15 protein-coding genes are annotated in these 23684 nt (G+C 72.6%); 11 read left to right on the forward strand and 4 right to left on the reverse strand.

Annotation, left to right across the window (positions count from 1 at the left end; all coding sequences use genetic code 11):
• Window positions 1-43 precede the first annotated feature (43 nt).
• Entirely contained in the window at window positions 44-2332 is a 2289-nt protein-coding gene (gene glgX / locus ABZ951_RS20035) for a glycogen debranching protein GlgX (RefSeq protein WP_344093508.1), read from the reverse strand.
• A gap of 499 nt (window positions 2333-2831) precedes the next feature.
• Here glgX and ABZ951_RS20040 point away from each other — a divergent pair, with 499 nt between their 5' ends.
• The 5 genes from ABZ951_RS20040 to ABZ951_RS20060 all read left to right on the forward strand — a co-directional run bounded on the left by ABZ951_RS20040 (window position 2832) and on the right by ABZ951_RS20060 (window position 6983).
• Window positions 2832-4070, forward strand: coding sequence for an Ig-like domain-containing protein (locus ABZ951_RS20040; RefSeq protein WP_344093482.1), 1239 nt, complete (start codon window positions 2832-2834; stop codon window positions 4068-4070).
• A 93-nt stretch (window positions 4071-4163) separates the two neighbouring features.
• Window positions 4164-4946, forward strand: a complete 783-nt coding sequence (locus ABZ951_RS20045; protein WP_344093484.1) for an enoyl-CoA hydratase-related protein — start codon at window positions 4164-4166, stop codon at window positions 4944-4946.
• Window positions 4947-5228: 282 nt separating this feature from the next.
• Window positions 5229-5732 carry an ATP-binding protein gene (locus ABZ951_RS20050; protein WP_344093486.1) on the forward strand — a complete coding sequence of 168 codons (504 nt, stop codon included), beginning with the start codon at window positions 5229-5231 and terminating at the stop codon, window positions 5730-5732.
• Between the two features lie 470 nt (window positions 5733-6202).
• Window positions 6203-6715 (forward strand): peptidoglycan recognition family protein, encoded by a 513-nt coding sequence (locus ABZ951_RS20055; RefSeq protein ID WP_344093488.1) that lies wholly within the window; start codon window positions 6203-6205, stop codon window positions 6713-6715.
• A gap of 46 nt (window positions 6716-6761) precedes the next feature.
• Complete coding sequence (locus ABZ951_RS20060; protein ID WP_344093490.1) at window positions 6762-6983, forward strand: EF-hand domain-containing protein; 222 nt, start codon at window positions 6762-6764, stop codon at window positions 6981-6983.
• A gap of 26 nt (window positions 6984-7009) precedes the next feature.
• On the opposite strand, the gene ABZ951_RS20065 is transcribed toward ABZ951_RS20060, so the two are convergent.
• The gene (locus ABZ951_RS20065) at window positions 7010-7318 is read right to left on the reverse strand and encodes a hypothetical protein (protein ID WP_344093492.1); all 309 of its coding nucleotides are present in this window, start codon (window positions 7316-7318) and stop codon (window positions 7010-7012) included.
• A 74-nt stretch (window positions 7319-7392) separates the two neighbouring features.
• Window positions 7393-7932, reverse strand: a complete 540-nt coding sequence (locus tag ABZ951_RS20070; RefSeq protein WP_344093494.1) for a hypothetical protein — start codon at window positions 7930-7932, stop codon at window positions 7393-7395.
• A gap of 806 nt (window positions 7933-8738) precedes the next feature.
• Between ABZ951_RS20070 and ABZ951_RS20075 the strand changes: the two genes are divergently transcribed.
• On the forward strand, window positions 8739-11015 hold the full coding sequence (locus ABZ951_RS20075) for a M4 family metallopeptidase (protein WP_344093496.1): 2277 nt from the start codon (window positions 8739-8741) through the stop codon (window positions 11013-11015).
• An 83-nt stretch (window positions 11016-11098) separates the two neighbouring features.
• Here ABZ951_RS20075 and glgP read toward each other — a convergent pair whose 3' ends face one another.
• A complete protein-coding gene (glgP, locus tag ABZ951_RS20080) occupies window positions 11099-13726 on the reverse strand; it encodes an alpha-glucan family phosphorylase (RefSeq protein ID WP_344093498.1) in 2628 nt (875 codons plus the stop codon).
• A gap of 108 nt (window positions 13727-13834) precedes the next feature.
• Between glgP and ABZ951_RS20085 the strand changes: the two genes are divergently transcribed.
• The 5 genes from ABZ951_RS20085 to glgB all read left to right on the forward strand — a co-directional run bounded on the left by ABZ951_RS20085 (window position 13835) and on the right by glgB (window position 23582).
• Window positions 13835-14743, forward strand: a complete 909-nt coding sequence (locus ABZ951_RS20085; protein ID WP_344093500.1) for a helix-turn-helix transcriptional regulator — start codon at window positions 13835-13837, stop codon at window positions 14741-14743.
• Window positions 14744-15409: 666 nt separating this feature from the next.
• Window positions 15410-17413, forward strand: a complete 2004-nt coding sequence (locus ABZ951_RS20090) for an alpha-1,4-glucan--maltose-1-phosphate maltosyltransferase (protein ID WP_344093502.1) — start codon at window positions 15410-15412, stop codon at window positions 17411-17413.
• A complete protein-coding gene (gene treS / locus ABZ951_RS20095) occupies window positions 17410-19143 on the forward strand; it encodes a maltose alpha-D-glucosyltransferase (RefSeq protein WP_344093504.1) in 1734 nt (577 codons plus the stop codon). The genes ABZ951_RS20090 and treS overlap by 4 nt, the downstream gene beginning before the upstream one ends.
• Before the next feature lie 295 nt (window positions 19144-19438).
• Window positions 19439-21031 carry a phosphotransferase gene (locus ABZ951_RS20100; RefSeq protein WP_361280373.1) on the forward strand — a complete coding sequence of 531 codons (1593 nt, stop codon included), beginning with the start codon at window positions 19439-19441 and terminating at the stop codon, window positions 21029-21031.
• A gap of 358 nt (window positions 21032-21389) precedes the next feature.
• Complete coding sequence (gene glgB, locus ABZ951_RS20105; RefSeq protein WP_344092800.1) at window positions 21390-23582, forward strand: 1,4-alpha-glucan branching enzyme; 2193 nt, start codon at window positions 21390-21392, stop codon at window positions 23580-23582.
• The last annotated feature ends 102 nt before the right edge of the window (window positions 23583-23684 follow it).

Raw genomic sequence — 23684 nt, forward strand, 5'->3', positions numbered from 1 at the left:
GCCCGGCGGGCGGGCCGGGACGGACCGACGTTACGAAGGAGCCCTATTGCGCCGATATCGAGCTTCCAGCACCCCTTATTCCGGTTCGCCCGGAGGTTCCTGACCGCGCCACGGGGACGTCCCGCGGACCCTGCCGGACCGGTGTCGGCAGCGCGCGGAAGAGGAGGACCGAGCGGGCCCGGACCGCCACCGGGGCGCCCGCGGGCCGGACGCCGCCGGGGGCGCGGGACTGCTGCTCCAGGGCGGTGTTCACGAGGAGTTCGTAGGCCCCGGCCCACGGCGGGCCGGGCAGGGTGAAGCGCACGGGGCCGGGGCCCGCGTGCAGGACGGCGAGGAAGCTGTCGTCGGTGACGGGGCCGCCCGCGGGGTCGCGCTGGGGGAGGTCGTGCCCGGAGAGGTACATGCCGAGGGTGGCCGTCGGGGCGTACCAGTCGTCCTGGGTCATCTCCGTCCCGTCCGGGGTGAACCAGGCGAGGTCCCGCAGCCCGTCCGTGCCCTGCGGGCGGCCGGAGAAGAAGGCGCGGCTGCGCAGCACGGGGTGGGCGCGGCGCAGCGCGAGGAGCCGGCCGGCGAGGTCGGCCAGGGCGCGCCAGCCGGGGTCCTCCAGCAGGGACCAGTCGATCCAGCTGGTCTCGTTGTCCTGGCAGTAGGCGTTGTTGTTGCCGTGCTGGGTGCGGCCCATCTCGTCGCCGGCGACGAGCATGGGGACGCCGGTGGACAGCAGCAGGGTGGTCAGGAGGTTGCGCAACTGCCGCCTGCGCAGGGCCAGGACGGCCGGATCCTCGCTCTCGCCCTCGGTGCCGCAGTTCCAGGAGCGGTTGTCGCCCGTGCCGTCGCGGTTGCCCTCGCCGTTGGCCTCGTTGCGCTTGTGCTCGTAGCTGACCAGGTCGCGCAGGGTGAAACCGTCGTGTGCGGTGACGAAGTTGACGGAGGCGTAGGGGCGGCGGCCGCCCCAGGCGTAGAGGTCGCTGGAGCCGGAGAGGCGGTAGCCGAGGTCGCGGACGTCCGGGAGGGCGCCGCGCCAGAAGTCGCGGACCGCGTCGCGGTAGCGGTCGTTCCACTCGGTCCACAGCGGGGGGAAGGCGCCCACCTGGTAGCCGCCCGAGCCCACGTCCCAGGGTTCGGCGATGAGCTTGACGCGGCGCAGGACCGGGTCCTGGGCGATGACGGCGAGGAAGGGGGAGAGCATGTCCACGTCGTGCATGGACCGGGCCAGCGCGGCGGCCAGGTCGAAGCGGAAGCCGTCGACGCCCATCTCCGTGACCCAGTAGCGCAGTGAGTCGGTGATCAGCCGCAGGACGTTCGGCTGGACGACGTGCAGGGTGTTGCCGCACCCGGTGTAGTCGGCGTACCGGCGGGCGTCCCCTTGCAGCCGGTAGTAGCGGCGGTTGTCGATGCCGCGCAGGGAGAGGGTGGGCCCCAGCTCGCCGCCCTCGGCCGTGTGGTTGTAGACGACGTCGAGGATGACCTCGATGCCGGCCGCGTGCAGGGCCCGCACCATCCGTTTGAACTCCCCCACCTGGCGGCCGCGGGTGCCGGTGGCCGCGTAGGCGGCGTGCGGGGCGAAGTAGCCGATGGAGTTGTAGCCCCAGTAGTTGCGCATGCCGCGCCTCAGCAGGTGGTCCTCGTGGGCGAACTGATGCACCGGCAGCAGTTCGACGGCCGTCACGCCGAGGCGGACGAGGTGGTCCAGGGCGGCGGGGTGGGCGAGCCCGGCATAGGTGCCGCGCAGCCGGGGCGGGATGCCGGGGTGGCGCATGGTGAAGCCGCGCACGTGCAGTTCGTAGATGACCGAGTCGGGCCAGGGGGTCTTGGGGCGGCGGTCGTCGGCCCAGTCGTCGCCGTCCGCGACGACGACGCCCTTGGGGACGTGGGGAGCGGAGTCGCGCTCGTCGCGGACGGTGTCGGCGACGTGCTGCTGGGGCCAGTCGCGGACGTGGCCGTACACCTCGGGCGGCAGCGGGCCGCACCGCCCCGGGCCCGCGAAGTCGCCGTCGACCGCCCGGGCGTAGGGGTCCAGGAGCAGCTTGGCGGGGTTCCAGCGGGCGCCGGTCCAGGGGTCCCAGCGGCCGTGGACGCGGTAGCCGTAGCGCTGCCCCGGTGCCACCCCCGGCAGGAACCCGTGCCATATCTCGTGGGTCGACTCGGTCAGGAGGTGGCGGGTCTCGGTCTCCCGGCCGTCGGCGCCGGCGTCGTCGGCGGCGGCGTCGTCGAAGAGGCACAGCTCGACGGCCTCGGCGCCGCCGGCCCACAGGGCGAAGTTCGTCCCGGCGACGCCGTCGGGGCCGGCCCGGAAGCGGGCGCCGAGCGGCTCCGGGCTGCCCGGCCGCACGGGCGGGCCCGCCGCCGGGGCCGTGGCCCGGTGCCCGTTGAGGCGGGGGGCGGGGCGCGGCGGCGCGGGGGCGCCCGGGCCCCCGCCGTCCCGCTCCGCCTCTTGCTCGGGTGCGCTCGACACGTCCGACACGTCTTCGCCTCCGGCGGCTCTCGTCCGGTGCGCCGGACGTCCGGCTTCCCGTGCCGGGCGTCGGCGGTTGCGCCTTCTCCCCTTTCTGCCCAGATCCATGGCCCCGCTCACACAGGTGATCGGACGAGCCGTCCGGGCCCCGCCCTGACGGGGGGTGGTCATCGGTGGCCTGAATATGATGCTTCAATTCGGCCACCGGCCGTACCTCACTCACACGGCTCGTACCACCGTTCCCATTCGGGACCGAACGGTGACATTCCCCGTGGATGCGCTGTCCGGGACGTGTGGTTATCTATCGCCAACGCGCGCACTGTCGCGCTCAGGGGGCGCCGCGTGGCCGCGGGCCGTGCGAGGGGAGACGACCGTTTTGAACGTGCAGCCGATATCGAGAGGGCGCGCGGGCCGCAGGGGCCTGTCCGCGCTCGCGCTCGGAACGCTGTTGGTGCTGGTGACCGCGTGCGGCGGCGATGACGGAGACGGCGGGAAGAGCGCCAAGAAGGTCCCTGACGGCCCCTCGCAGGCCGTCGTGACGATCGCTCCGGGCGACGGGTCGAAGGACGTCGAGACGAGCGGCGCGCTGAAGGTCCGCGCGGAGAAGGGCACCCTGAGCTCGGTGAAGGTGGCCGACGGCAAGGGCGCGACGATCGACGGGCGGATAACCGAGGGCGGTACGGTCTGGGAGCCGACCGCCCACCTCGGTGCCTCCACCAAGTACACGGTGGACGCCCTGGCCAAGGACGGGGAAGGCCGCCCGTCGGCCAAGCACGCATCCTTCACCACGCTCACTCCGCAGAACACTTTCGTTGGCTACTTCACGCCGGAGGACGGCAGCACCGTCGGCGTCGGGATGCCCGTCTCGCTCACTTTCAGCCGCGGCATCGACAACCCCAAGGCCGTCGAGCGGGCCGTGAAGGTGACCGCCGAGCCCGCCGTGCCCGTCAAGGCCCACTGGTTCGGCAACGACCGCCTCGACCTGCGGCCCGAGAAGTACTGGGCGGCCGGCACCAAGGTGACCGTCCAGCTCAACCTCAACGGCGTCGAGGGCCGCGAGGGCGTGTACGGCACGCAGACGAAGACCCTGAAGTTCACGGTCGGCCGCAGCCAGATCAGCACGGTCGACGCCAAGTCCCACCAGATGACGGTCGAGCGGGACGGCAAGGTCGTGCGGACCATCCCGATCTCCGCCGGCGCCCCGGCCAACCCCACGTACAACGGCCAGATGGTCATCAGCGAGAAGCACGACGTGACGCGCATGAACGGCGCCACCGTCGGCTTCACCAAGAGCGACGGCAAGGGCGAGTACGACATCCCGGACGTGCCGCACGCCATGCGCCTGTCCAACTCCGGCACCTTCCTGCACGGCAACTACTGGTCCGGTTCCTCCACCTTCGGCTCGGAGAACGCCAGTCACGGGTGCGTGGGCCTGGAGGACCAGCGCGGCGGCGGTGACCCGAACACCCCGGCGGCCTGGTTCTACAAGAACTCGCTCGTCGGCGACGTCGTGATCGTCAAGAACTCCGACGACAAGACGATCGCGCCGGAGAACGGCCTCAACGGCTGGAACATGCCCTGGGACCAGTGGGGCAAGCCCGCCAAGACCGGCTGAGCACGTCAGGCCCCTCCCTTCGCCGCCGCGGCCCGGTGCACTGTGACCAAGTGCACCGGGCCGCCGGCCGTCGTGCGGCACTAACCTTCTGTCATGACTGTGCATCTCGAGGTCACCGAGGGCGTCGCGACCCTCCGCCTGGACCGTCCGCCGATGAACGCGCTCGACATCGCCACCCAGGACCGGATCCGCGAGCTCGCGGAGGAGACGAGCCGCCGGGACGACGTACGGGCCGTGGTGCTGTGGGGCGGGGAGAAGGTGTTCGCGGCCGGCGCGGACATCAAGGAGATGCGGGAGATGGACCACGCCGCGATGGTGGCCCGCTCCCGCGGCCTCCAGGACTCCTTCACCGCCGTCGCCCGGATCCCCAAGCCGGTCGTCGCCGCCGTCACCGGCTACGCCCTGGGCGGCGGCTGCGAGCTCGCGCTCTGCGCCGACTTCCGCATCGCCGCCGAGAACGCCAAGCTCGGCCAGCCCGAGATCCTGCTCGGCCTGATCCCGGGCGCGGGCGGCACCCAGCGGCTGGCCCGGCTCGTCGGCCCGTCCAAGGCCAAGGACCTCATTTTCACCGGACGTCAGGTCAAGGCCGACGAGGCGCTGTCCCTCGGCCTCGTCGACCGGGTGGTGCCCGCGGCGGAGGTGTACGAGCAGGCGCACGCGTGGGCGGCGAAACTCGCCGCGGGCCCCGCGCTCGCGCTCCGGGCCGCCAAGGAGGCGGTGGACACCGGCCTGGAGACCGACATCGACACCGGGCTGGCCATCGAACGGAACTGGTTCGCGGGCCTGTTCGCCACCGAGGACCGGGAGATCGGCATGCGCAGTTTCGTCGAGGACGGACCGGGCCGGGCCAAGTTCGTCCGGGCTCCGGGTGGTTGACGCCGAAACGGCCGGTGGGCCGGGGCGGTCCGGGTGGGCGCACGGGGGCGGTTGCCCCGTGCGGGGGAATTCTCCGGGGTGTGCCCGTCCCTCCGGATGACCTTGTGCCCTGCGGTGGGCGATCACTCCCCGGCGGGCGGACCCGCAGGTCAGTCCTGGTCTACCGGCCAATTGTCTGCCTATGGCATATGTCGTCGGGCCCGCCCGGCGGCCGGTGTTCCGCTCCATCGAATCCCCCCGTTCCAGCACACGGCGTCTTTACGGCGGGCCATCATGGGGGGCATGGCGGGCCTGGGAGGAACGGAGCAGCCGCGACAGCAGGGCAGTACGGCTGCCGTGCGGTGGACGCCGACCGTTGAGGACGAACTGACGCTCAAGGCGCTGGATCTCTACGGCGACCCGACGGTCGAGGAGGTCAGGTTTCCCTCCCGTCCGGAGTCCGCCGTCGCCGCGCGCCGGCTCACCCAGTCGGTGGTGCTGCGCCAGTGGGGGCTCTCCGCCCAATTGACCGAGCACGCCGTGCTGCTGGTCTCGGAGCTGGTGGGCAATGCCGTGCGGCACACCGGGGCGCGCTCCTTCGGGCTGCGGATGCGGCGGCGGCGCGGCTGGCTGCGGATAGAGATCCGCGACCCCTCGCGGGGGCTGCCCTGCCTGATGCCCGTGCACGAGCTCGACACGAGCGGACGCGGGCTGTTCCTCGTGGACAAGCTCTCGGACCGCTGGGGGGTCGACCTGCTGGCGCGCGGCAAGACGACCTGGTTCGAGATCCGGGTCGCCGACCGCTGAGCCGGGCGCGGGCCGGGCCCGGATACACGAAGAGGCCCCGGGCGTCGTGGACGACGGCGGGGGCCTCTTCGTGGGTGCGCCGCGGAGAATTGGGGTGTTCCGCGGCGGCAAGACGACCTGGCCCGGGTCAATGGGGGTCGTGGCGTCGACTATGACAGACCCGGCCCACGGACGCCAAAGAATCTATCGGGTCAGATTCGGGCAATACTGGAAAGACCGCTCGCCAATCAAAGGTGAGGTGCAACACGCGCCTTACATTCGATGAATGATCCAGCGGAATCTCTTATTTCTATGCACTTCCCATGCAATCTTTTCCCACCGTACTCACCCGTAGAGACGCGCTCCGTAGGCGCCGTGGGGCACCTGCGCGCCGGGGGTGCGCGCCGGTGCTTGCGGGGCCGCGCCCCCTGAGGTGTCATGTCCCTGCCGCCGGTCACGCGGGCCGGCGCGCACCGGACCGGGAGCCCGCCTTGGAAGAGACCCCCACACCCGCCGTCCCGTACCCGCCCACGCACTGGATCCCGGCCGACCCCGCCAACTACACGGTCTCCGCCCGCCCGGAGTCGTACCCGGTCGACTTCGTCGTGGTCCATGTGACCGAGGAGACGTTCCCCGACGCGAGGCGGATCTTCCAGAACCCCCGGGCGAAGGTCTCCGCGCACTACATGGTCGCCTCCGCCGACGGCTACATCGGGCAGTTCGTCCGGGAGAAGGACATCGCCTGGCACGCCGGGAACTGGAACTACAACACGCGCAGCATCGGCATCGAGCACGAGGGCTGGACCGACCGGCCGGAATACTTCACGGACGCCCTCTACCGCTCCTCCGCGCGGCTGACGGCCGCCCTCTGCGCCCGGTACGGCATTCCCCGGACCCGGGAGCGCATCCTCGGCCATATCGAGGTGCCCGGCGCCACCCACACCGACCCCGGTCCGCACTGGGACTGGAACCGCTATATGAGGCTGGTGATCGCGGGCGGCTAATCTGTGCCGGTCACACCAGCACACACGCACCCAAGGGGAGGCCCGCATGGCCGACACGATCGACATAGAGGCGGCACGGACGGCTTTCGAGCGGTTCGACGCGGACGGCGACGGCATGATCTCGGCCGCCGAGTACAAGAGCGCGATGGCTCAGCTCGGCGACTTCCAGGTCACCGAGACCGTGGCGCAGGCCATCATCAACAAGAAGGACGGCAACGGCGACGGCCTGCTGTCCTTCGAGGAGTTCTGGGCGTCCTTCAGCCGCTGATCCCCGCCGCGCGGGCCGGCACCGGGTCAGCGCCAGTTTCGCCGCTGCGCGCTGGCCCGCCGCCGGCGGTCGTTGCACAGCAGGCACCTCCCCCAGCCCGGCGGCAGCGGGTCGGCCTTGTCGCCGTACAGGGGGTCCACGGCGCCGCGGGGGTGCTCCGCGCAGCCCGTCGCGCCCGTCCCCGCGCCCAGGGCGTTGGCCGCGGTCAGGGCGCGGCGCAGGGCGTCCACGAGCTGGTCGGCCTCGTGGGCCGCGGGTGCGGCGTCGAGAGAGAAGGCGATGTCCGAGGCGGTGTTGAGCGCGCTCTGGAGTTCGCGCAGGTCTGCGTAACTCATGCTCGTGAGCCTACGCGCCACCACTGACAACACGGCCGCCTGAGGCCGGTGCCCCGCCCCCGGGCCCGCACGGCTCAGGCGGGGCCGATCTTCCATCTCCGGTCGGCCGGGGCGGCGCCGGCGTCCCGCGCCTCCCTCACCCCTTCGCCCACGGCGTCCCGGGCGCCGCCGGACCGGTGGGAGACCTGCTCCCAGATCCGTCCGCCCGACTGGGAGACGATCTTCCGCTCGCCGGCCCGGCCGGTCGGAGCGGTGCGGAATCTCTGTTCCGGTGTGTCGGCGTCGCACAGCGCGGTGACGAAGAGGGAGCCCTGCTTGTCGATGCACCGGTAGGGCTCGGCCACCGAGGAGAACTGGTGGGTGGCGGAGCTGTAGATCCACAACTGGCGGGCCGCGGGGGCGGCGCCGCACGGCTGGAGCGCCACGAGCCAGGGCCGGTCGGCGCCCCGGGGGTCGCGGTAGCCGGACCCTTCGGCCGTGAGGCAGCCGCCGAAGGCGCTGCTGTGGATCCGGAGGGTGTCGTCGGGGGCGTCGGAGGCGGTGGCGGCCGGGGCGGCGAGGCCGAGGGCGGCGACGGCTCCGAGGGCGGCGGTGACACGTGCGGGACGGCGCATGGCGGTGCTCCTCCTGGGCTGCGGGAAAAGAGGGCGCCGACACTACTGACGGCGCCCGTCCGCTGACATGCCGTTTCCGGACACGATGATCTCCTCTTCCCCGGCCCGGGTCCGGAAGGCGCGGGCAGCCGCCGGGCCGTGCGCGGCGGCGGGCTTCCGGAACCGCCGCACGCCGCGGCGGCCGTGTCATTTCCGGCCGCCATGACGGCGGCCGCTCCGTCCCTCCCCGGCCGCCCGCCGCCGCCGAACGGGACGATCGCCTTCCCTGCCCGGCAGAGGCTTCCCTTGGAGCCGGCAGCCGCACCCCAAGGGAAGGCGCGGGTGTCGGCGCCGGTGGCCCTGGGCGGCACACCCCCGCTGATGACCTGGAAGAAGGGGGTGACGACCCGCCCAACCTGACTGATCGTCAGCTCTCTGCACGAGGAGAGTCCTCGGGTCCGGCGGCCGGTCCCGGGCGCGGCGACGCCGGCCCGCAGGCCGCGTGTACCGCTATGCGGACCGCGGTCTTTCGTCAACGGACGGGTTCCGGCCAACTTGGCGACGCACTCCTGACACGTACATGCCTGCGATGGCACTCTTCCCTCCACCGACGCACGGCTTCCCCACGGCACCACGGCCGGGCGTCGCCTTTCGCATATCGGCCCTTCCGTCTCGCTTTCCGCACAGCTGTCGCGTTGTGGACCCCCCACACCCGCACACCCCGTACCCCACCACTTCTACATGTTCTGCCTCGCTCTGCCCGGGCGGCCAGCCGCCGCCCGGTCGCCCCGGCCACGCCCACCGTGGCCACCGCAGAAGGAGTCAGCGTGAGACCCACCCCCCCTCAGCGTGCCGTCGCCACCGGCGCGCTGGTCGCCGTCACGGCGATGCTCGCCGTCGGCCTGCAGACCGGTTCCGCCACCGCCGGCAGCGACGCCGCCCCCCGGCAGACGACCGCCAAGCCGGACCCCGGGGCCCTGCCCCTGAAGCTCACCCCCGCGCAGCGCGCCGAGCTGATACGCGACGCCGACGCGGCCAAGGCGCAAACCGCACGGGACCTCGGCCTCGGCGCCAAGGAGAAGCTGGTCGTCCGGGACGTCGTCAAGGACGCCAACGGCACGACCCACACCCGCTACGAGCGGACCTACGACGGCCTGCCGGTCCTCGGCGGCGACCTCGTGGTCGACGCGACCAAGGGCGGCACGGTCAAGACCGTCGCCAAGGCCAGCAAGGCCCGCATGGCGCTGTCGACGACCAGCGCCTCCTTCGCGGCCGCCACCGCCGAGCGGGACGCGGTGAAGGCCGCCAACGCGCAGGGCTCCAAGGCCACCAAGGCCGAGCGGGCGCCCCGCAAGGTCGTCTGGGCGGCGAACGGCACCCCCGTCCTCGCCTACGAGACCGTGGTCGGCGGCCTCCAGCACGACGGCACGCCCAACGAGCTGCACGTCATCACGGACGCGAAAACCGGCAAGAAGCTCTTCGAGTTCCAGGGCGTCCAGCAGGGCACCGGCAACAGCCAGTACAGCGGCCAGGTGACCATCGGCACGAGCAAGTCGGGCAGCAGCTTCCAGCTCAACGACACCTCGCGCGGCAGCCACAAGACGTACAACCTCAACAAGGGCACGTCCGGCACCGGCACGCTCTTCGCCGACGCCGACGACACCTGGGGCAACGGCTCCACCTCCGACGCCGCCACCGCCGGCGTCGACGCGCACTACGGGGCCCAGCTCACCTGGGACTACTACAAGAACGTCCACGGCCGCAACGGCATCAAGGGCGACGGCGTCGGCGCGTACAGCCGGGTCCACTACGGCAACAACTACGTCAACGCCTTCTGGTCCGACTCCTGCTTCTGCATGACGTACGGCGACGGCTCGGGCAACGCCAAGCCGCTGACGTCGATCGACGTGGCCGCGCACGAGATGACGCACGGCGTCACCTCCAACACCGCCAAGCTCGTCTACAGCGGTGAGTCCGGCGGCCTGAACGAGGCGACCTCCGACATCTTCGCCGCCGCCGTCGAGTTCTGGGCCGCCAACCCCTCCGACAAGGGCGACTACCTGGTCGGCGAGAAGATCGACATCCGGGGCAACGGCACCCCGCTGCGCTACATGGACAAGCCCAGCAAGGACGGCCAGTCCAAGGACAGCTGGTACTCCGGCCTCGGCGGCATCGACGTGCACTACTCGTCCGGCCCGGCCAACCACTGGTTCTACCTGGCGTCCGAGGGCAGCGGCCAGAAGGAGATCAACGGGGTCAAGTACGACTCCCCGACCTCCGACGGGCAGCCGGTCACCGCGATCGGCCGGGACAACGCCGCGAAGATCTGGTTCAAGGCGCTGAGCCAGCGCATGCAGTCCAACACCAACTACGCGGGCGCCCGGGACGCGACGCTGTGGGCCGCCGGTGAGCTCTTCGGCGTCGGCAGCGAGACGTACAACAACACGGCCAACGCCTGGGCCGCCATCAACGTCGGCAGCCGGCTCTCCAGCGGTGTCTCGGTCACCAGCCCCGGCGACCAGACCACCCTCGTCAACACGGCCGTCAGCCTGCAGGTCAAGGCGTCCAGCTCCACCACGGGCTCCCTGACCTACTCTGCCACCGGCCTGCCCGCCGGCCTGTCGATCAACTCCTCGACCGGTCTGATCACCGGCACCCCGGCCACCACCGGCACCAGCACGGTGACCGTGACGGTCAAGGACGCCGGCGGCAAGACGGGCACCGCGACCTTCAAGTGGACCGTGAACGCCACGGGCGGCGGCTCGGTCTTCGAGAACGCCACCCCGGTGGCGATCCCCGACGCGGGCAGCGCCGTCACCTCACCGATCGTCGTGACCCGCAGCGGCAACGGCTCCCCGTCTCTCAAGGTCGACGTGGACATCACGCACAGCTACCGCGGTGACCTGAAGATCGACCTGGTGGCCCCGGACGGCAAGACCTGGCCGCTGAAGGCGTCGGACGCCTGGGACTCGGCGGCGGACGTGAAGACGGCGTACACCGTCGACGCCTCCGCGGTCTCCGCGAGCGGCACCTGGAAGCTGCAGGTCCAGGACGTCTACTCCAGCGACACCGGCAAGGTGAACAGCTGGAAGCTGACCTTCTGATCCTCTTCTGAGCACGCCCTCTCTGTTCCGGACGCCGTCCGGGGTGAGCCCGACTCCCCCGGACGGCGTCCTTCACGCGTGCCTCAGCGCAGCAGCACCCCGGCGCCCTCGCCCGTGGCCTCCGAGGGCAGCGTCACCAGGCCCATCTCCGCGCAGCCGGCCAGGAGCCGGTGGGCGGGGAGGATGCGGACGGTGTAGCCGAAGGGGCCCGCGCGGTCCAGGGTCAGCGGGCCCTCGTAGAGGCGGCGGCCGTCGAGAGCCGGGGCCCCGGTCGGCTTCAGGGGGAAGGTGGTCGTCCGGCTGAGCCGGTCGGTGGGGTCGACGCGGCCGGCGACGGCCTGCACCTCGACGTCCGCCGGGTCCAGCGTGCCCAGGCTGACGCTCACCCGCAGCGAGACGGTGGAGCCCAGCTCCGCGGTGCCGTTCAGCGTGGTGTCGGACACGGCCTCCACATGGTCCACGGCGACGCCCGGCCACGCGTCGCGCACCCGGCGCTTCCAGGCGGCCAGCTCCCGCGCCGCCTCCGGGTTCAGGGCCCGCTGCGCCTCGGCGGCGGGGCCGTAGAGCCGCTCCACATACTCGCGCACCATGCGCCCGGCGAGCACCTTCGGTCCCAGGGTGGCGAGCGTGCGGCGGACCATCTCGATCCACCGCCCGGGCAGCCCGCCCGCCGCGCGGTCGTAGAAGCGCGGCGCGACCCGCTCCTCCAGCAGGTCGTACAGGGCGGCGGCCTCCAGGTCGTCGCGCCGGTTCTCGTCCGTGGACGTGCCGTCGGCGGTGGGAATGGCCCAGCCGAAGTCGGGCTCGAACCATTCGTCCCACCAGCCGTCGAGCACGGAGAGGTTGAGACAGCCGTTGAGCGCGGCCTTCATCCCGGAGGTGCCGCACGCCTCCAGCGGGCGCAGCGGGTTGTTGAGCCAGACGTCGCAGCCGGGGTAGAGCTTCTGGGCCATGGCCATGCCGTAGTCCGGGAGGAAGACGACGCGGTGCCGGACGCGCGGGTCGTCGGTGAAGCGGACGAGCTCCTGGACCAGGCGCTTGCCGCTGTCGTCCGCCGGGTGGGCCTTGCCCGCGACGACGATCTGGACCGGCCGCTCGGGGTGGAGCAGCAGCCGCGTGAGCCGGTCGCGGTCGCGGAGCATGAGGGTGAGGCGCTTGTAGGAGGGGACGCGGCGGGCGAAGCCGATGGTGAGGACGTCGGGGTCCAGGACGCCGTCGATCCAGCCGAGCTCGGCGCTGCCCGCGCCGCGCTCCCGCCAGGAGGCGCGCAGCCGGGCCCGGACCTCTTCGACCAGCTGTTCGCGCAGGGTGCGCCGCAGTTCCCAGACGGCGGCGTCGGAGATGTCGGCGACGGCGTCCCAGCGCTGGGAGCCGCCGACGGTCAGGGCGTCCTCGGCGCGGCCGGCGCCGATCTGCCGGGCGCCCAGGCGCAGCACCTCGGGGGCGACCCAGGTGGGGGCGTGGACGCCGTTGGTGACGGAGGTGATGGGGACCTCCTCGGCGTCGAAGCCGGGCCACAGGCCGGCGAACATCTGCCGGCTGACCTGGCCGTGGAGGGTGGAGACGCCGTTGGCGCGCTGGGCCAGGCGCAGGCCCATGGCGGCCATGTTGAAGAGGTTGGGCTCGCCGCCGGGGTAGGTCTCCAGGCCCAGTTCGAGGACGCGTTCGACGTCGATGCCGGGCAGTTCCCCGGTGGGGCCGAAGTGGCGGGCGACCAGATCGCGCTCGAAGCGGTCGATGCCGGCCGGCACGGGGGTGTGGGTGGTGAAGACGGCGCCGGCGCGCACGGACTCCAGGGCGGCGTCGAACTCCATGCCCTGCTCGACGTGTTCGCGGATGCGCTCCAGGCCGAGGAAGCCGGCGTGGCCCTCGTTGGTGTGGAAGACCTCGGGTTCGGGGTGGCCGGTCAGCCGGCAGTAGGTGCGCACGGCGCGGACGCCGCCGATGCCCAGGAGCATCTCCTGGAGCAGCCGGTGTTCGCCGCCGCCGCCGTAGAGCCGGTCGGTGACCTCGCGCTCGCCGGGGGCGTTCTCCTCGACGTCGGAGTCCAGGAGCAGCAGGGGCACCCGGCCGACCCGGGCCTGCCAGACGTAGGCGCGCAGGGAGCGGCCGCCGGGGAGGGCGAGGGCGATCCGGCTGGGGGTGCCGTCGGGCTCGCGGAGCAGGGACAGCGGCAGCTCGTTGGGGTCGAGCAGGGGGTAGTGCTCCTGCTGCCAGCCCTCGCGGGAGAGGGACTGGCGGAAGTAGCCGTGGCGGTAGAGCAGGCCGACCCCGATGAGGGGGACGCCGAGGTCGCTGGCGGACTTGAGGTGGTCGCCCGCGAGGATGCCGAGGCCGCCGCTGTACTGCGGGAGGGCGGCGGTGATGCCGAACTCGGGGGAGAAGTAGGCGACGGCGGCGGGCAGCCCCGCGGGCTGTTCCTGGTACCAGCGCCGGCCGGTCAGATAGTCGTGCAGGTCATCGGAGGCCGCGGCCAGCCTGCGCAGGAAGCGGCGGTCCTCGGCGAGGGCGTCCAGCCGGGCGGCGGGCACGGCGCCGAGCAGGCGCAGCGGGTCACCGGCGGCGGCCCGCCAGCCCTCGGGGTCGACGGCCTGGAAGAGTTCGCGGGTCTCGGGGTGCCAGGACCAGCGCAGGTTGCGCGCCAGCTCGCTGAGCGGTCGTAGGGATTCCGGAAGGACGGGGCGCACGCTGAATCGACGAATGGCCTTCACCCCCACGACGGTAGCGGCGCGGGGCCGCTGGTTTTTGCCGGTTCGCGGCAACTGCCTGTCCCTGGCAGGGGCAGGCGGGGAGTGCGCCCCCTGGGGTTGACTGGGGACATGGAGACGACGGGTGAGTTGGGGGAATTCCTTCGGACACGCCGGGCGCGGCTGCAACCGGAGGACGTGGGCCTGGTGGCGTACGGCGCACGCCGGCGCGTGCCGGGGCTGCGGCGGGAGGAGCTGGCGCAGCTGGCCGGGGTGAGCGTCGCGTACTACACGCGGCTGGAGCAGGGGCAGTCGGGCAACGCCTCGGACGGGGTCCTGGACGCCCTGGCGCGGGCGCTGCGGCTGACGCCGGACGAGCACGCGCACCTGCGGAACCTGGCCCGGCCGGGCCGGGCGGCGCGGCGGCCCGCGGCCCGGGCGCAGAGCGCGGGCCCGGGGGTACGGCAGCTGGTGGCGGCCCTGGGCGTGCCGGCCGCCGTGCTGGACCTGCGCTACGACGTGCTGGCCTGGAACCCCCTCGGACACGCGCTGCTTGCGGGCCACCTGGACGCGGCGGCGCCGGGCCGGCCGGACGGGCGTCCCAACACCCAGCGGCTGCTGTTCCTGGACGGCCACGCGCGGGAGCTGTACCCGCGGTGGGAGGAGGAGGCCCGGCGGGCGGTCTCCGCGCTGCGGCTGGCGGCCGGCGAGCATCCGGAGGACCGGCGGTTGGCGGAGCTGATCGGCGAACTGACCATGCGGAGCGAGGAGTTCGCGGCGCTGTGGTCACGGCACCCGGTGCGGGCGTGCACGTCGGGCACGAAGGAGTTCCATCACCCGCTGGTGGGGTCGATGACGCTGGAGTTCGAGATGATGCGGCTGCCGGACACGGGCGGCCAGGGGCTGCTGGCGTTCAGCGCGGAGCCGGGGTCTCCTTCGGAGGCGGCGCTGAGCCTGCTGGCGGCAGCCGGTGGCCTGGGCGGCCGGCCGGAGGGTGCACCACCGCTGCGCGGCGGTGTCCTCAAGCGCCGGACGGGCTGATTTCAGCCCGTCTGGGGGCACCTCCCAGCGGTAGCTGGGGGAGCTTGAGGACGCGCCCGCAGGGCGCTCGCCGCCGCAGGCGGCACCTACGGACGCGCCGTAGGCGGCAACGCTCGCCGCCGCAGGCGGCGACTACGGACGCGCCGCAGGCGGCTACCGCATCAAGGGGAGGCAGAAATACGCCGCGCCTACATCACGGTCTCTGCCGGCCGCACGGCCCTACGGTCTTCTACGGCCGCGTCGGCGGGTCGTTACCCCGTCCGGGCGCCGCTTACCCGCTTTTCGCGCATTGCACACGATCGGCCCAACGAGGAGACTTCATACGGGTGACGGGGTGCCGACCGTCCTCCCCACACGGTGCCACCGTAACTACGCACCGGTAGTTCCTCCGGGGCGGGCATGCCCGGCCGGGACCGGTGGGAAAGCTCAACCGGTATGCAGGGAAGTCAGATCTCCACCGCCCCGTTCCCGCCTCCGCCCCTTCCGCAATTCTTCCGCGCCCACCCGGGTGAACGGGGGCGTAAGCCGTCATGCCCGCACCCAGCCGACCTCGGGCGGAGCGGATAGAAAGAGCAGAACCCTCAGTTCCCCCAGATCTCCCAGCTCACGCAGCTCACCCAGTTCCGCCGGCTCTCCCCCGATTCCGTCGACTCCCCAGGTGATCCCATGATCGGTCGTATCCCCGTCCTGGACCTCGGCCCGCTCGTGGACTGCGGCCGCAGGCCCGTCAAGGCCGTGGCCGGCGAGACCTTCCAGGTCACCGCCACGGTCTTCCGCGAGGGCCACGACGCCCTGGGCGCCAATGTGGTGCTGCGCGATCCGGCGGGCCGCTGCGGCCCGTGGACCCCGATGCGCGAGCTGGAGCCGGGCACCGACCGCTGGGGCGCGGAGGTCACCCCGGACGCCGAGGGCCGCTGGACGTACACGGTGGAGGCGTGGGGCGACCCGGTGGCCACCTGGCGGCACGCCGCCCGGATCAAGGTTCCGGCGGCCAATGACGCCGGGGACACCGAACTGGTCCTCCAGGAGGGCGCCCTGCTGCACGAGCGGGCCGCCGCCGGGGTGCCGAAGAAGGAGGGCCGGGAGGCGGTGCTGGCCGCGGTCGACGCGCTGCGGGACACCGCGCGCCCGGTCGCCGTCCGGCTCGCCGCGGCGCTGACCCCGCAGGTCACCGCGGCGCTCGCCGCCCACCCCCTGCGGGAGCTGGTCACCGTCAGCCGGCCGGTGCCGGTGCTCGTGGAGCGCGAGCGGGCGCTCTTCGGCTCCTGGTACGAGCTGTTCCCGCGCTCCGAGGGCGCGGTCGTGGCCCGGGGGGAGCCGCCGGTGAGCGGGACGTTCCGCACGGCGGCCCGGCGGCTGCCGGCCGTGGCGGCGATGGGCTTCGACGTGGTCTACCTGCCCCCGGTGCACCCCATCGGCACCGCCTACCGCAAGGGCCCGAACAACCGCCTCACCGCGGGCCCGCACGACGTGGGCAGCCCCTGGGCGATCGGCTCCGCCGACGGCGGGCACGACGCGATCCACCCGGACCTCGGCACCTTCGAGGACTTCGACCACTTCGTGGCTCGGGCCCGCGAGCTGCGCATGGAGGTCGCGCTCGACTTCGCGCTCCAGTGCTCCCCGGACCACCCCTGGGTGAGCAAGCACCCCGAGTGGTTCCACCACCGGGCGGACGGCTCCATCGCGTACGCCGAGAACCCGCCGAAGAAGTACCAGGACATCTACCCCCTGGCCTTCGACGCGGACTTCGACGGCATCGTCCGCGAGACCCTGCGGGTGCTGCGCCTGTGGATGGCGCACGGTGTGCGGATCTTCCGGGTCGACAACCCCCACACCAAGCCGGTGGTCTTCTGGGAGAAGGTCATCGCCGAGATCGGCCGCACCGACCCCGACGTGGTGTTCCTCGCCGAGGCGTTCACCCGCCCCGCGATGATGCGCACTCTGGGCGCGATCGGCTTCCAGCAGTCGTACACCTACTTCACCTGGCGTACGGGCAAACAGGAGCTCACCGACTACCTCACCGAGCTCTCGGGGGAGGCGGCCTCCTGCATGCGGCCCAACTTCTTCGTCAACACCCCCGACATCCTGCACGCCTATCTCCAGCACGGCGGCCGGGCGGCCTTCGAGATCAGGGCGGTGCTCGCGGCGACCCTCTCCCCCTCCTGGGGCGTCTACGCCGGTTACGAACTCTGCGAGAGCACCGCCGTGCAGGAGGGCAGCGAGGAATACGCCGATTCCGAGAAGTACGAGCTGCGCCCGCGGGACTGGGAGGCGGCGCAGCGCGAAGGGCACGGCATCGCGCCGCTGATCACGGCTCTCAACCGGTTGCGCCGGCGCCAGCCCGCGCTGCGGCGGCTGCGCAACCTGCGTTTCCATTACGCCGACAACGACGCCGTTATCGCCTATTCCAAACGGTCGGGCGCCTCGTGCGTCCTCACGGTCGTCAACCTCGACCCCCACCACACCCAGGAGGCCACGGTCTCGTTGGACATGCCGGAACTCGGCCTCGATTGGCACGAGTCCGTCCCGGTGCGCGACGAGCTCACCGGAGAGACCTATCACTGGGGCAGGGACAACTATGTGCGCCTCGAGCCGGGCCGTTCTCTCGCGCCCGCGCACGTGTTCTCGCTGCGACCGTCCTCACCGATCGGAGGGTCACCCACACCATGATCGTCAATGAGCCCGTCCACGACACGTTCGAGGACACCCCCGCCAAGGACCTGGATCCCGACTGGTTCAAACGCGCCGTCTTCTACGAGGTGCTCGTCCGGTCCTTCCAGGACAGCGACGGCGACGGCGTCGGCGACCTCAAGGGCCTGACGGCCAAGCTGGACTACCTGCAATGGCTGGGCGTCGACTGCCTGTGGCTGCCGCCGTTCTTCCAGTCGCCGCTGCGCGACGGCGGGTACGACGTCTCCGACTACACGTCGGTGCTCCCGGAGTTCGGCGACCTCGCGGACTTCGTGGAGTTCGTGGACGCGGCGCATCAGCGTGGCATGCGCGTCATCATCGACTTTGTCATGAACCATACGAGCGATCAGCACGACTGGTTCCAGCAGTCGCGCTCCGACCCCGACGGCCCCTACGGCGACTACTACGTCTGGGCCGACGACGACAAGCAGTACCAGGACGCCCGGATCATCTTCGTGGACACCGAGTCCTCGAACTGGACGTTCGACCCGGTGCGCAAGCAGTACTACTGGCACCGGTTCTTCTCCCACCAGCCGGATCTCAACTACGAGAACCCGGCCGTGCAGGAGGAGATCCTGGGCGCGCTGCGGTTCTGGCTGGACCTCGGCATCGACGGCTTCCGGCTCGACGCGGTGCCGTACCTCTTCGCCGAGGAGGGCACCAACTGCGAGAACCTCCCGCGCAGCCACCAATTCCTCAAGCGGGTACGGGCCGAGATCGACGCCCACTACCCCGACACGGTGCTGCTGGCCGAGGCCAATCAGTGGCCGGAGGACGTGGTCGACTACTTCGGCGACTACGCCACGGGCGGCGACGAATGCCATATGGCGTTCCACTTCCCCGTGATGCCGCGCATCTTCATGGCCGTCCGGCGGGAATCCCGCTACCCGGTCTCGGAAATCCTGGCCAAGACCCCGGCCATTCCGACGCGCTGCCAGTGGGGCGTCTTCCTGCGCAACCACGACGAGCTCACCCTCGAAATGGTCACGGACGAAGAGCGCGACTACATGTACGCGGAGTACGCCAAGGACCCGCGGATGCGCGCCAACATCGGCATCCGGCGACGGCTGGCGCCCCTGCTCGACAACGACCGCAATCAGATCGAGCTGTTCACCGCGCTGCTGCTGTCGCTGCCCGGTTCGCCGATCCTGTACTACGGCGACGAGATCGGCATGGGCGACAACATCTGGCTCGGCGACCGCGACGGGGTGCGCACCCCCATGCAGTGGACGCCCGACCGCAACGCCGGGTTCTCCTCCTGCGACCCGGGCCGGCTGTACCTGCCCACCATCATGGACCCGGTCTACGGCTACCAGGTCACCAACGTCGAGGCGGCCATGAGCAGCCCCTCCTCGCTGCTGCACTGGACCCGCCGGATGATCGAGATCCGGAAGCAGAACCCCGCCTTCGGACTCGGCTCGTACACCGAGCTGCCCTCCAGCAACCCCGCGGTCCTCGCCTTCCTGCGAGAGGTGCGGGTGCCGGGGCAGCGCGACGACGACCTCGTCCTGTGCGTGAACAATTTCTCGCGCTTCGCACAACCGACCGAGCTGGACCTCCGGGAGTTCAACGGCCGCCACCCGGTCGAGCTCATCGGCGGCGTCCGGTTCCCGGCCATCGGCGAGCTGCCGTATCTGCTCACGCTGGCCGGCCACGGCTTCTACTGGTTCCGGCTGCGCCACAGCGCACCACCGCCTCCAGGCCACTGAAGCCCGATCCCGTGCGCGTCCCGATCGGCCGCGCACGGGCGGTTTTCCCCCGCGAACCCTGGGAACCCTCCCTACTACGCACGGGCCGGGCCGACCAGATCGATACCGCTCGATTCCGCCGCAGGGCCACGAGGCCGCACGCACCGCACGCATCGCACGCACCGTTTGCAGGGGCCGCAGGGCTGACCGTACGGACGATCCTCGCCCGACACGTCCCGCACCGCGCACCGGTCAAAGCCGCAATCCGGGACACTTTGCCCTACCTGTCGTGTGCCCGGGGAAAGGACGCGACGCCATGTCGGACGCTGCACCGTCCCGCCGGGGGACCACCCGCCGGGGGACGCCCCCCGGACCACTGCTGTCGTCGGTCCGTGCCGCCGCGGCCACCGCCGCGCCACGGGCGGACGCCGCCGACGCGGGGCTGCTCGGTTCCCTGGTGCCGCTGCTCGCCGAGTGGCTGCCGCGCCAGCGCTGGTTCGCGGGCAAGGGCCGCCCGATCACCGGTTTCACCCTCGTCTCGGCCACCGAGCTGCTCCCCCACCCCACCGGCGCCACCACCCCCGGCCTGCTCCACCTGCTCGTGCGGGCCCACCAGCCCGGCTCCGCCGCCGCGGTGCACCCGGCGGAGGCGGCCGGCCCGGCCGGCCCGGTCGTGCATCCCGGCACCGACGACTGCTACCAGCTCCTCCTCGGCGTCCAGGAGGTCCTGCCCCCGCACCTGGCGCCCGCCCTCATCGGCCGGCCCGCCGGCGGCCCGCTGCACGGCCGCACCGTCTTCGAGGGGCTCGCCGACCCCCGGCTCGCCGCCCTGCTCCTGGAGCGGCTGCGGGTGCCCGGCCGGCTCGGGCCGCTGCGCTTCACCCGCGAGGAGGGCGTCACCATCTCCGCCGGGCTGGTGCCCCGGCTGCTCGGCACCGAGCAGTCCAACTCCTCCGTCGTCTACGGCGAAACGTACATCCTCAAGCTCTTCCGCCGCGTCTGCCCCGGCACCAACCCCGACCTCGAACTCCCCCGCGCCCTCGCCGGCACCGGCTGCGCCCGGGTCCCCGCCCCCGCCGCCTGGTTCGAGGCCGACGCCCCCGGCCGGCCGGGCGCCGAAGCGCTCCCCATGACGCTCGGCGTGCTCCAGCCCTACCTCCCCGGCTCCGCCGACGGCTGGCAGCTGGCCCTGAGCGCCCTGGCCGTCCGCGCCGACTTCACGGCCTCCGCGCGCGCCCTCGGCCACGCCACGGCCGAGGTGCACGCCGCCCTGGCCGAGGCGCTGCCCACCCTCGTCCTGCGCCGGCCCCAGCTCGAACACCTCACCACCGCCATGACCCGGCGCCTGGACGCCGCCGCCGACGCCGTGCCCGCCCTGCGCCCCTACCGGGCCGCGCTGCGCGCCACGTACGAGGAGCTCGCCGCCCTCGGCCGGGCCGGGCGCACCTGGCGCGCCCAGCGCATCCACGGCGATCTGCACCTGGGGCAGGCGCTGCGCACGGCCGAGGACGGCCGGTGGGCCCTGATCGACTTCGAGGGCGAGCCGGCCCGCCCGCTGGCCGAGCGCTGCCGCCCGCAGCCCACCGCCCGGGACGTGGCGGGCATGCTGCGCTCCTTCGACTACGCGGCCGCGGTCGGCCGGGCCGGCGGCACCACCTGGTCCGAGCGGGCCCGGGCGGCGTTCTGCGAGGGGTACGGAAGCGTCCACGGCGACCCGCGCGAGGAGCCGCAACTGCTGCGCGCCCACGAGACGGACAAGGCCGTCTACGAGGTGCTCTACGAGGCCCGGCACCGGCCGGACTGGCTGCCGGTCCCGATGTCCGCGATCCGGCGGCTCGCCGGTGTCCCGGCGGGCACGGACGTCCCCGGCCCGGACGGCCCCGGCCCGCCGGGCGGGAGCCCCTCGTGAGCCGCCGATCCGCTGCACCGACCACTCCCCCGGCACCCGGCCGGGGGAATCCGAGGAGGACCGCCCCGTGACCGCTCGCCCGCCGTCCAGCCGACCGTCCCACGACCCTGGGGGCGACCGCCCCGGCGGCCCGGGCGGGATCCCGGCCACCTTCCTGCCGGCCTCGGCCCGCCCCGGTGCGTCCCCGGCGCCCGACCCCTCCCCGGACCCGCCCAGCGCCCCGCCCGCCGCCCCGTCCTCAGCTCCACCGTCACCCGCCGCGCCGCCGCCCGCGGCCGCGGCACCCGCAGCGCCCCCGGCGGACGGGCCGGCCGCCCCGGCCACCGCTCCCCGGCCGCAGCCCGCCGCCCGCCGGGGGGTGCGGCCCGCCGAGCCGCTGGGTCCCGAGGAGCGGCAGCGGCTGCTGCACGGCGCGCACCACGACCCGCACGCGCTGCTGGGCGCGCACCCGGTGCCGGGCGGGGTGGCGTTCCGGGCGCTGCGGCCGTTCGCCCGGTCGGTGGAGGTCAGCGCGAAGGGGCTGCGGGCGGAGCTGTACGACGAGGGGGACGGGCTGTTCGCGGGCGTCCTGCCGCTGCGGGAGATCCCCGACTACCGCCTCCTGGTGACGTACGAGGACGCCGAGCTGGAGGTGCACGACGCCTACCGCTTCCTGCCCGCCGTCGGCGATCTCGACCTGCACCTGATCTCCGAGGGCCGGCACGAGGAGCTGTGGCAGGCGCTCGGCGCGATGCCGATGGTGCACGAGGGGGTGGCGGGGACCAGGTTCACCGTGTGGGCGCCGAACGCGCAGGGCGTGCGGGTCGTCGGTGACTTCAATTACTGGGACGGCACCGGCTGCCCGATGCGCTCGCTGGGCGGATCGGGGGTGTGGGAGCTGTTCCTGCCGGACGTCGGCGAGGGCGCGCTGTACAAGTTCCAGCTGACCCGGCCCGACGGCTCGCACACGCTGCGCGCCGACCCGATGGCGCGGCGCACCGAGGTGCCGCCGGCCAACGCGTCGATCGTGCACGCGTCGTACCACCGGTGGCAGGACGAGGAGTGGCTCGCCGCCCGCACCCGGCGGCCCGTGCACGAGTCGCCCTTCTCGGTCTACGAGCTGCACCTGGCGTCATGGCGCCCCGGCTTGACGTACCGTCAGCTAGCTGAGCAATTGCCCGCCTACGTCAAGGACCTGGGGTTCACGCACGTCGAGCTGATGCCGGTCGCCGAGCACCCGTTCGGCGGCTCGTGGGGGTACCAGGTCACCGGCTTCTACGCGCCGACGGCCCGGATGGGCACGCCGGACGACTTCAAGTACCTCGTCGACGCCCTGCACCGGGCGGGGATCGGGGTGCTGATGGACTGGGTGCCGGCGCACTTCCCGCGGGACGACTGGGCGCTGGCGGAGTTCGACGGCCGCCCGCTGTACGAGCACGGGGACCCGCTGCGGGCCGCCCACCCGGACTGGGGCACGCTGGAGTTCGACTACGGGCGCACCGAGGTGCGGAACTTCCTGGTGGCGAACGCCGTCTACTGGTGCCAGGAGTTCCACATCGACGGCCTGCGGGTGGACGCCGTGGCCTCGATGCTCTACCTCGACTACTCCCGCGAGGCGGGCCAGTGGACGCCCAACGCGCACGGCGGGCGGGAGAACCTGGACGCGGTGGCCTTCCTCCAGGAGATGAACGCGACCGTCTACCGGCGCTGCCCCGGCGTCGTCACCATCGCCGAGGAGTCGACCGCCTGGGACGGCGTCACCCGTGCCACACACCACGTGGGCCCCAGCGGCTTCGGCGGTCTCGGCTTCGGGCTGAAGTGGAACATGGGCTGGATGCACGACTCCCTGGTCTACGTCTCCAAGGAGCCGGTGCACCGCAAGTACCACCACGGCGAGATGACGTTCTCCATGATCTACGCGTACAGCGAGAACTACGTGCTGCCGATCTCCCACGACGAGGTGGTGCACGGCAAGCGGGCCCTGGTCTCGAAGATGCCGGGCGACTGGTGGCAGCAGCGCGCCAACCACCGCGCCTACCTGGGCTATATGTGGGCCCACCCGGGCAAGCAACTCCTCTTCATGGGACAGGAGTTCGCCCAGGGCGCGGAGTGGTCCGAGGGGCACGGCCCCGACTGGTGGCTGCTGGACCCCTCCTACTCGGCCGAGGCCGACCACCGGGGCGTCCGCGACCTGGTCCGCGACCTCAACCGGACGTACCGGGCGACGCCGGCGCTGTGGGAGCGGGACACGGCGCCCGAGGGGTTCGAGTGGGTCGAGGGCGACGCGAGCGAGGACAACGTCTTCGCGTTCCTGCGCTTCGACGCGGGCGGCGCTCCCCTGCTGGCGGTCAGCAACTTCTCCCCGGTGGTCCGGCAGGGTTACCCGCTCGGGGTGCCGCCCCGGTTCACCACGTGGCAGGAGGTCCTCAACACCGACGCGGAGCGGTACGGCGGCAGCGGCGTCACCAACCCGGACCCGGTCAAGACGGAGGCCACCCGCAGCCACGGCCGCCCGGCGAGCGTGACGGTCACGCTGCCGCCCCTGGCGACGGTGTGGTTCCGGCCGGCCTGACCCGGCCGCACGCGGCGGCGCCCCGTAACCCTGGTCAGGGGTACGGGGCGCCCCCGCATCACGCCGGGCGTCACAACCCTTACCCGCGCAAAGTAGCGGCCA

The organism is Streptomyces sp. NPDC046215, from assembly GCF_040646215.1.
GTDB classification, from domain to species: Bacteria; Actinomycetota; Actinomycetes; order Streptomycetales; family Streptomycetaceae; genus Streptomyces; species Streptomyces stramineus.

What these genes read in the sequence shown, in the direction of transcription:
- ABZ951_RS20045 (WP_344093484.1), top strand. Translation starts at nt 4,164, where the DNA reads ATGACTGTGCATCTCGAGGTCACCGAGGGCGTCGCGACCCTCCGCCTG.
- ABZ951_RS20050 (WP_344093486.1), top strand. Translation starts at nt 5,229, where the DNA reads ATGGCGGGCCTGGGAGGAACGGAGCAGCCGCGACAGCAGGGCAGTACG.
- ABZ951_RS20060 (WP_344093490.1), top strand. Translation starts at nt 6,762, where the DNA reads ATGGCCGACACGATCGACATAGAGGCGGCACGGACGGCTTTCGAGCGG.
- ABZ951_RS20065 (WP_344093492.1), bottom strand. Translation starts at nt 7,318, where the DNA reads ATGAGTTACGCAGACCTGCGCGAACTCCAGAGCGCGCTCAACACCGCC.
- ABZ951_RS20070 (WP_344093494.1), bottom strand. Translation starts at nt 7,932, where the DNA reads ATGCGCCGTCCCGCACGTGTCACCGCCGCCCTCGGAGCCGTCGCCGCC.
- ABZ951_RS20085 (WP_344093500.1), top strand. Translation starts at nt 13,835, where the DNA reads ATGGAGACGACGGGTGAGTTGGGGGAATTCCTTCGGACACGCCGGGCG.
- ABZ951_RS20090 (WP_344093502.1), top strand. Translation starts at nt 15,410, where the DNA reads ATGATCGGTCGTATCCCCGTCCTGGACCTCGGCCCGCTCGTGGACTGC.
- treS (WP_344093504.1), top strand. Translation starts at nt 17,410, where the DNA reads ATGATCGTCAATGAGCCCGTCCACGACACGTTCGAGGACACCCCCGCC.
- ABZ951_RS20100 (WP_361280373.1), top strand. Translation starts at nt 19,439, where the DNA reads ATGTCGGACGCTGCACCGTCCCGCCGGGGGACCACCCGCCGGGGGACG.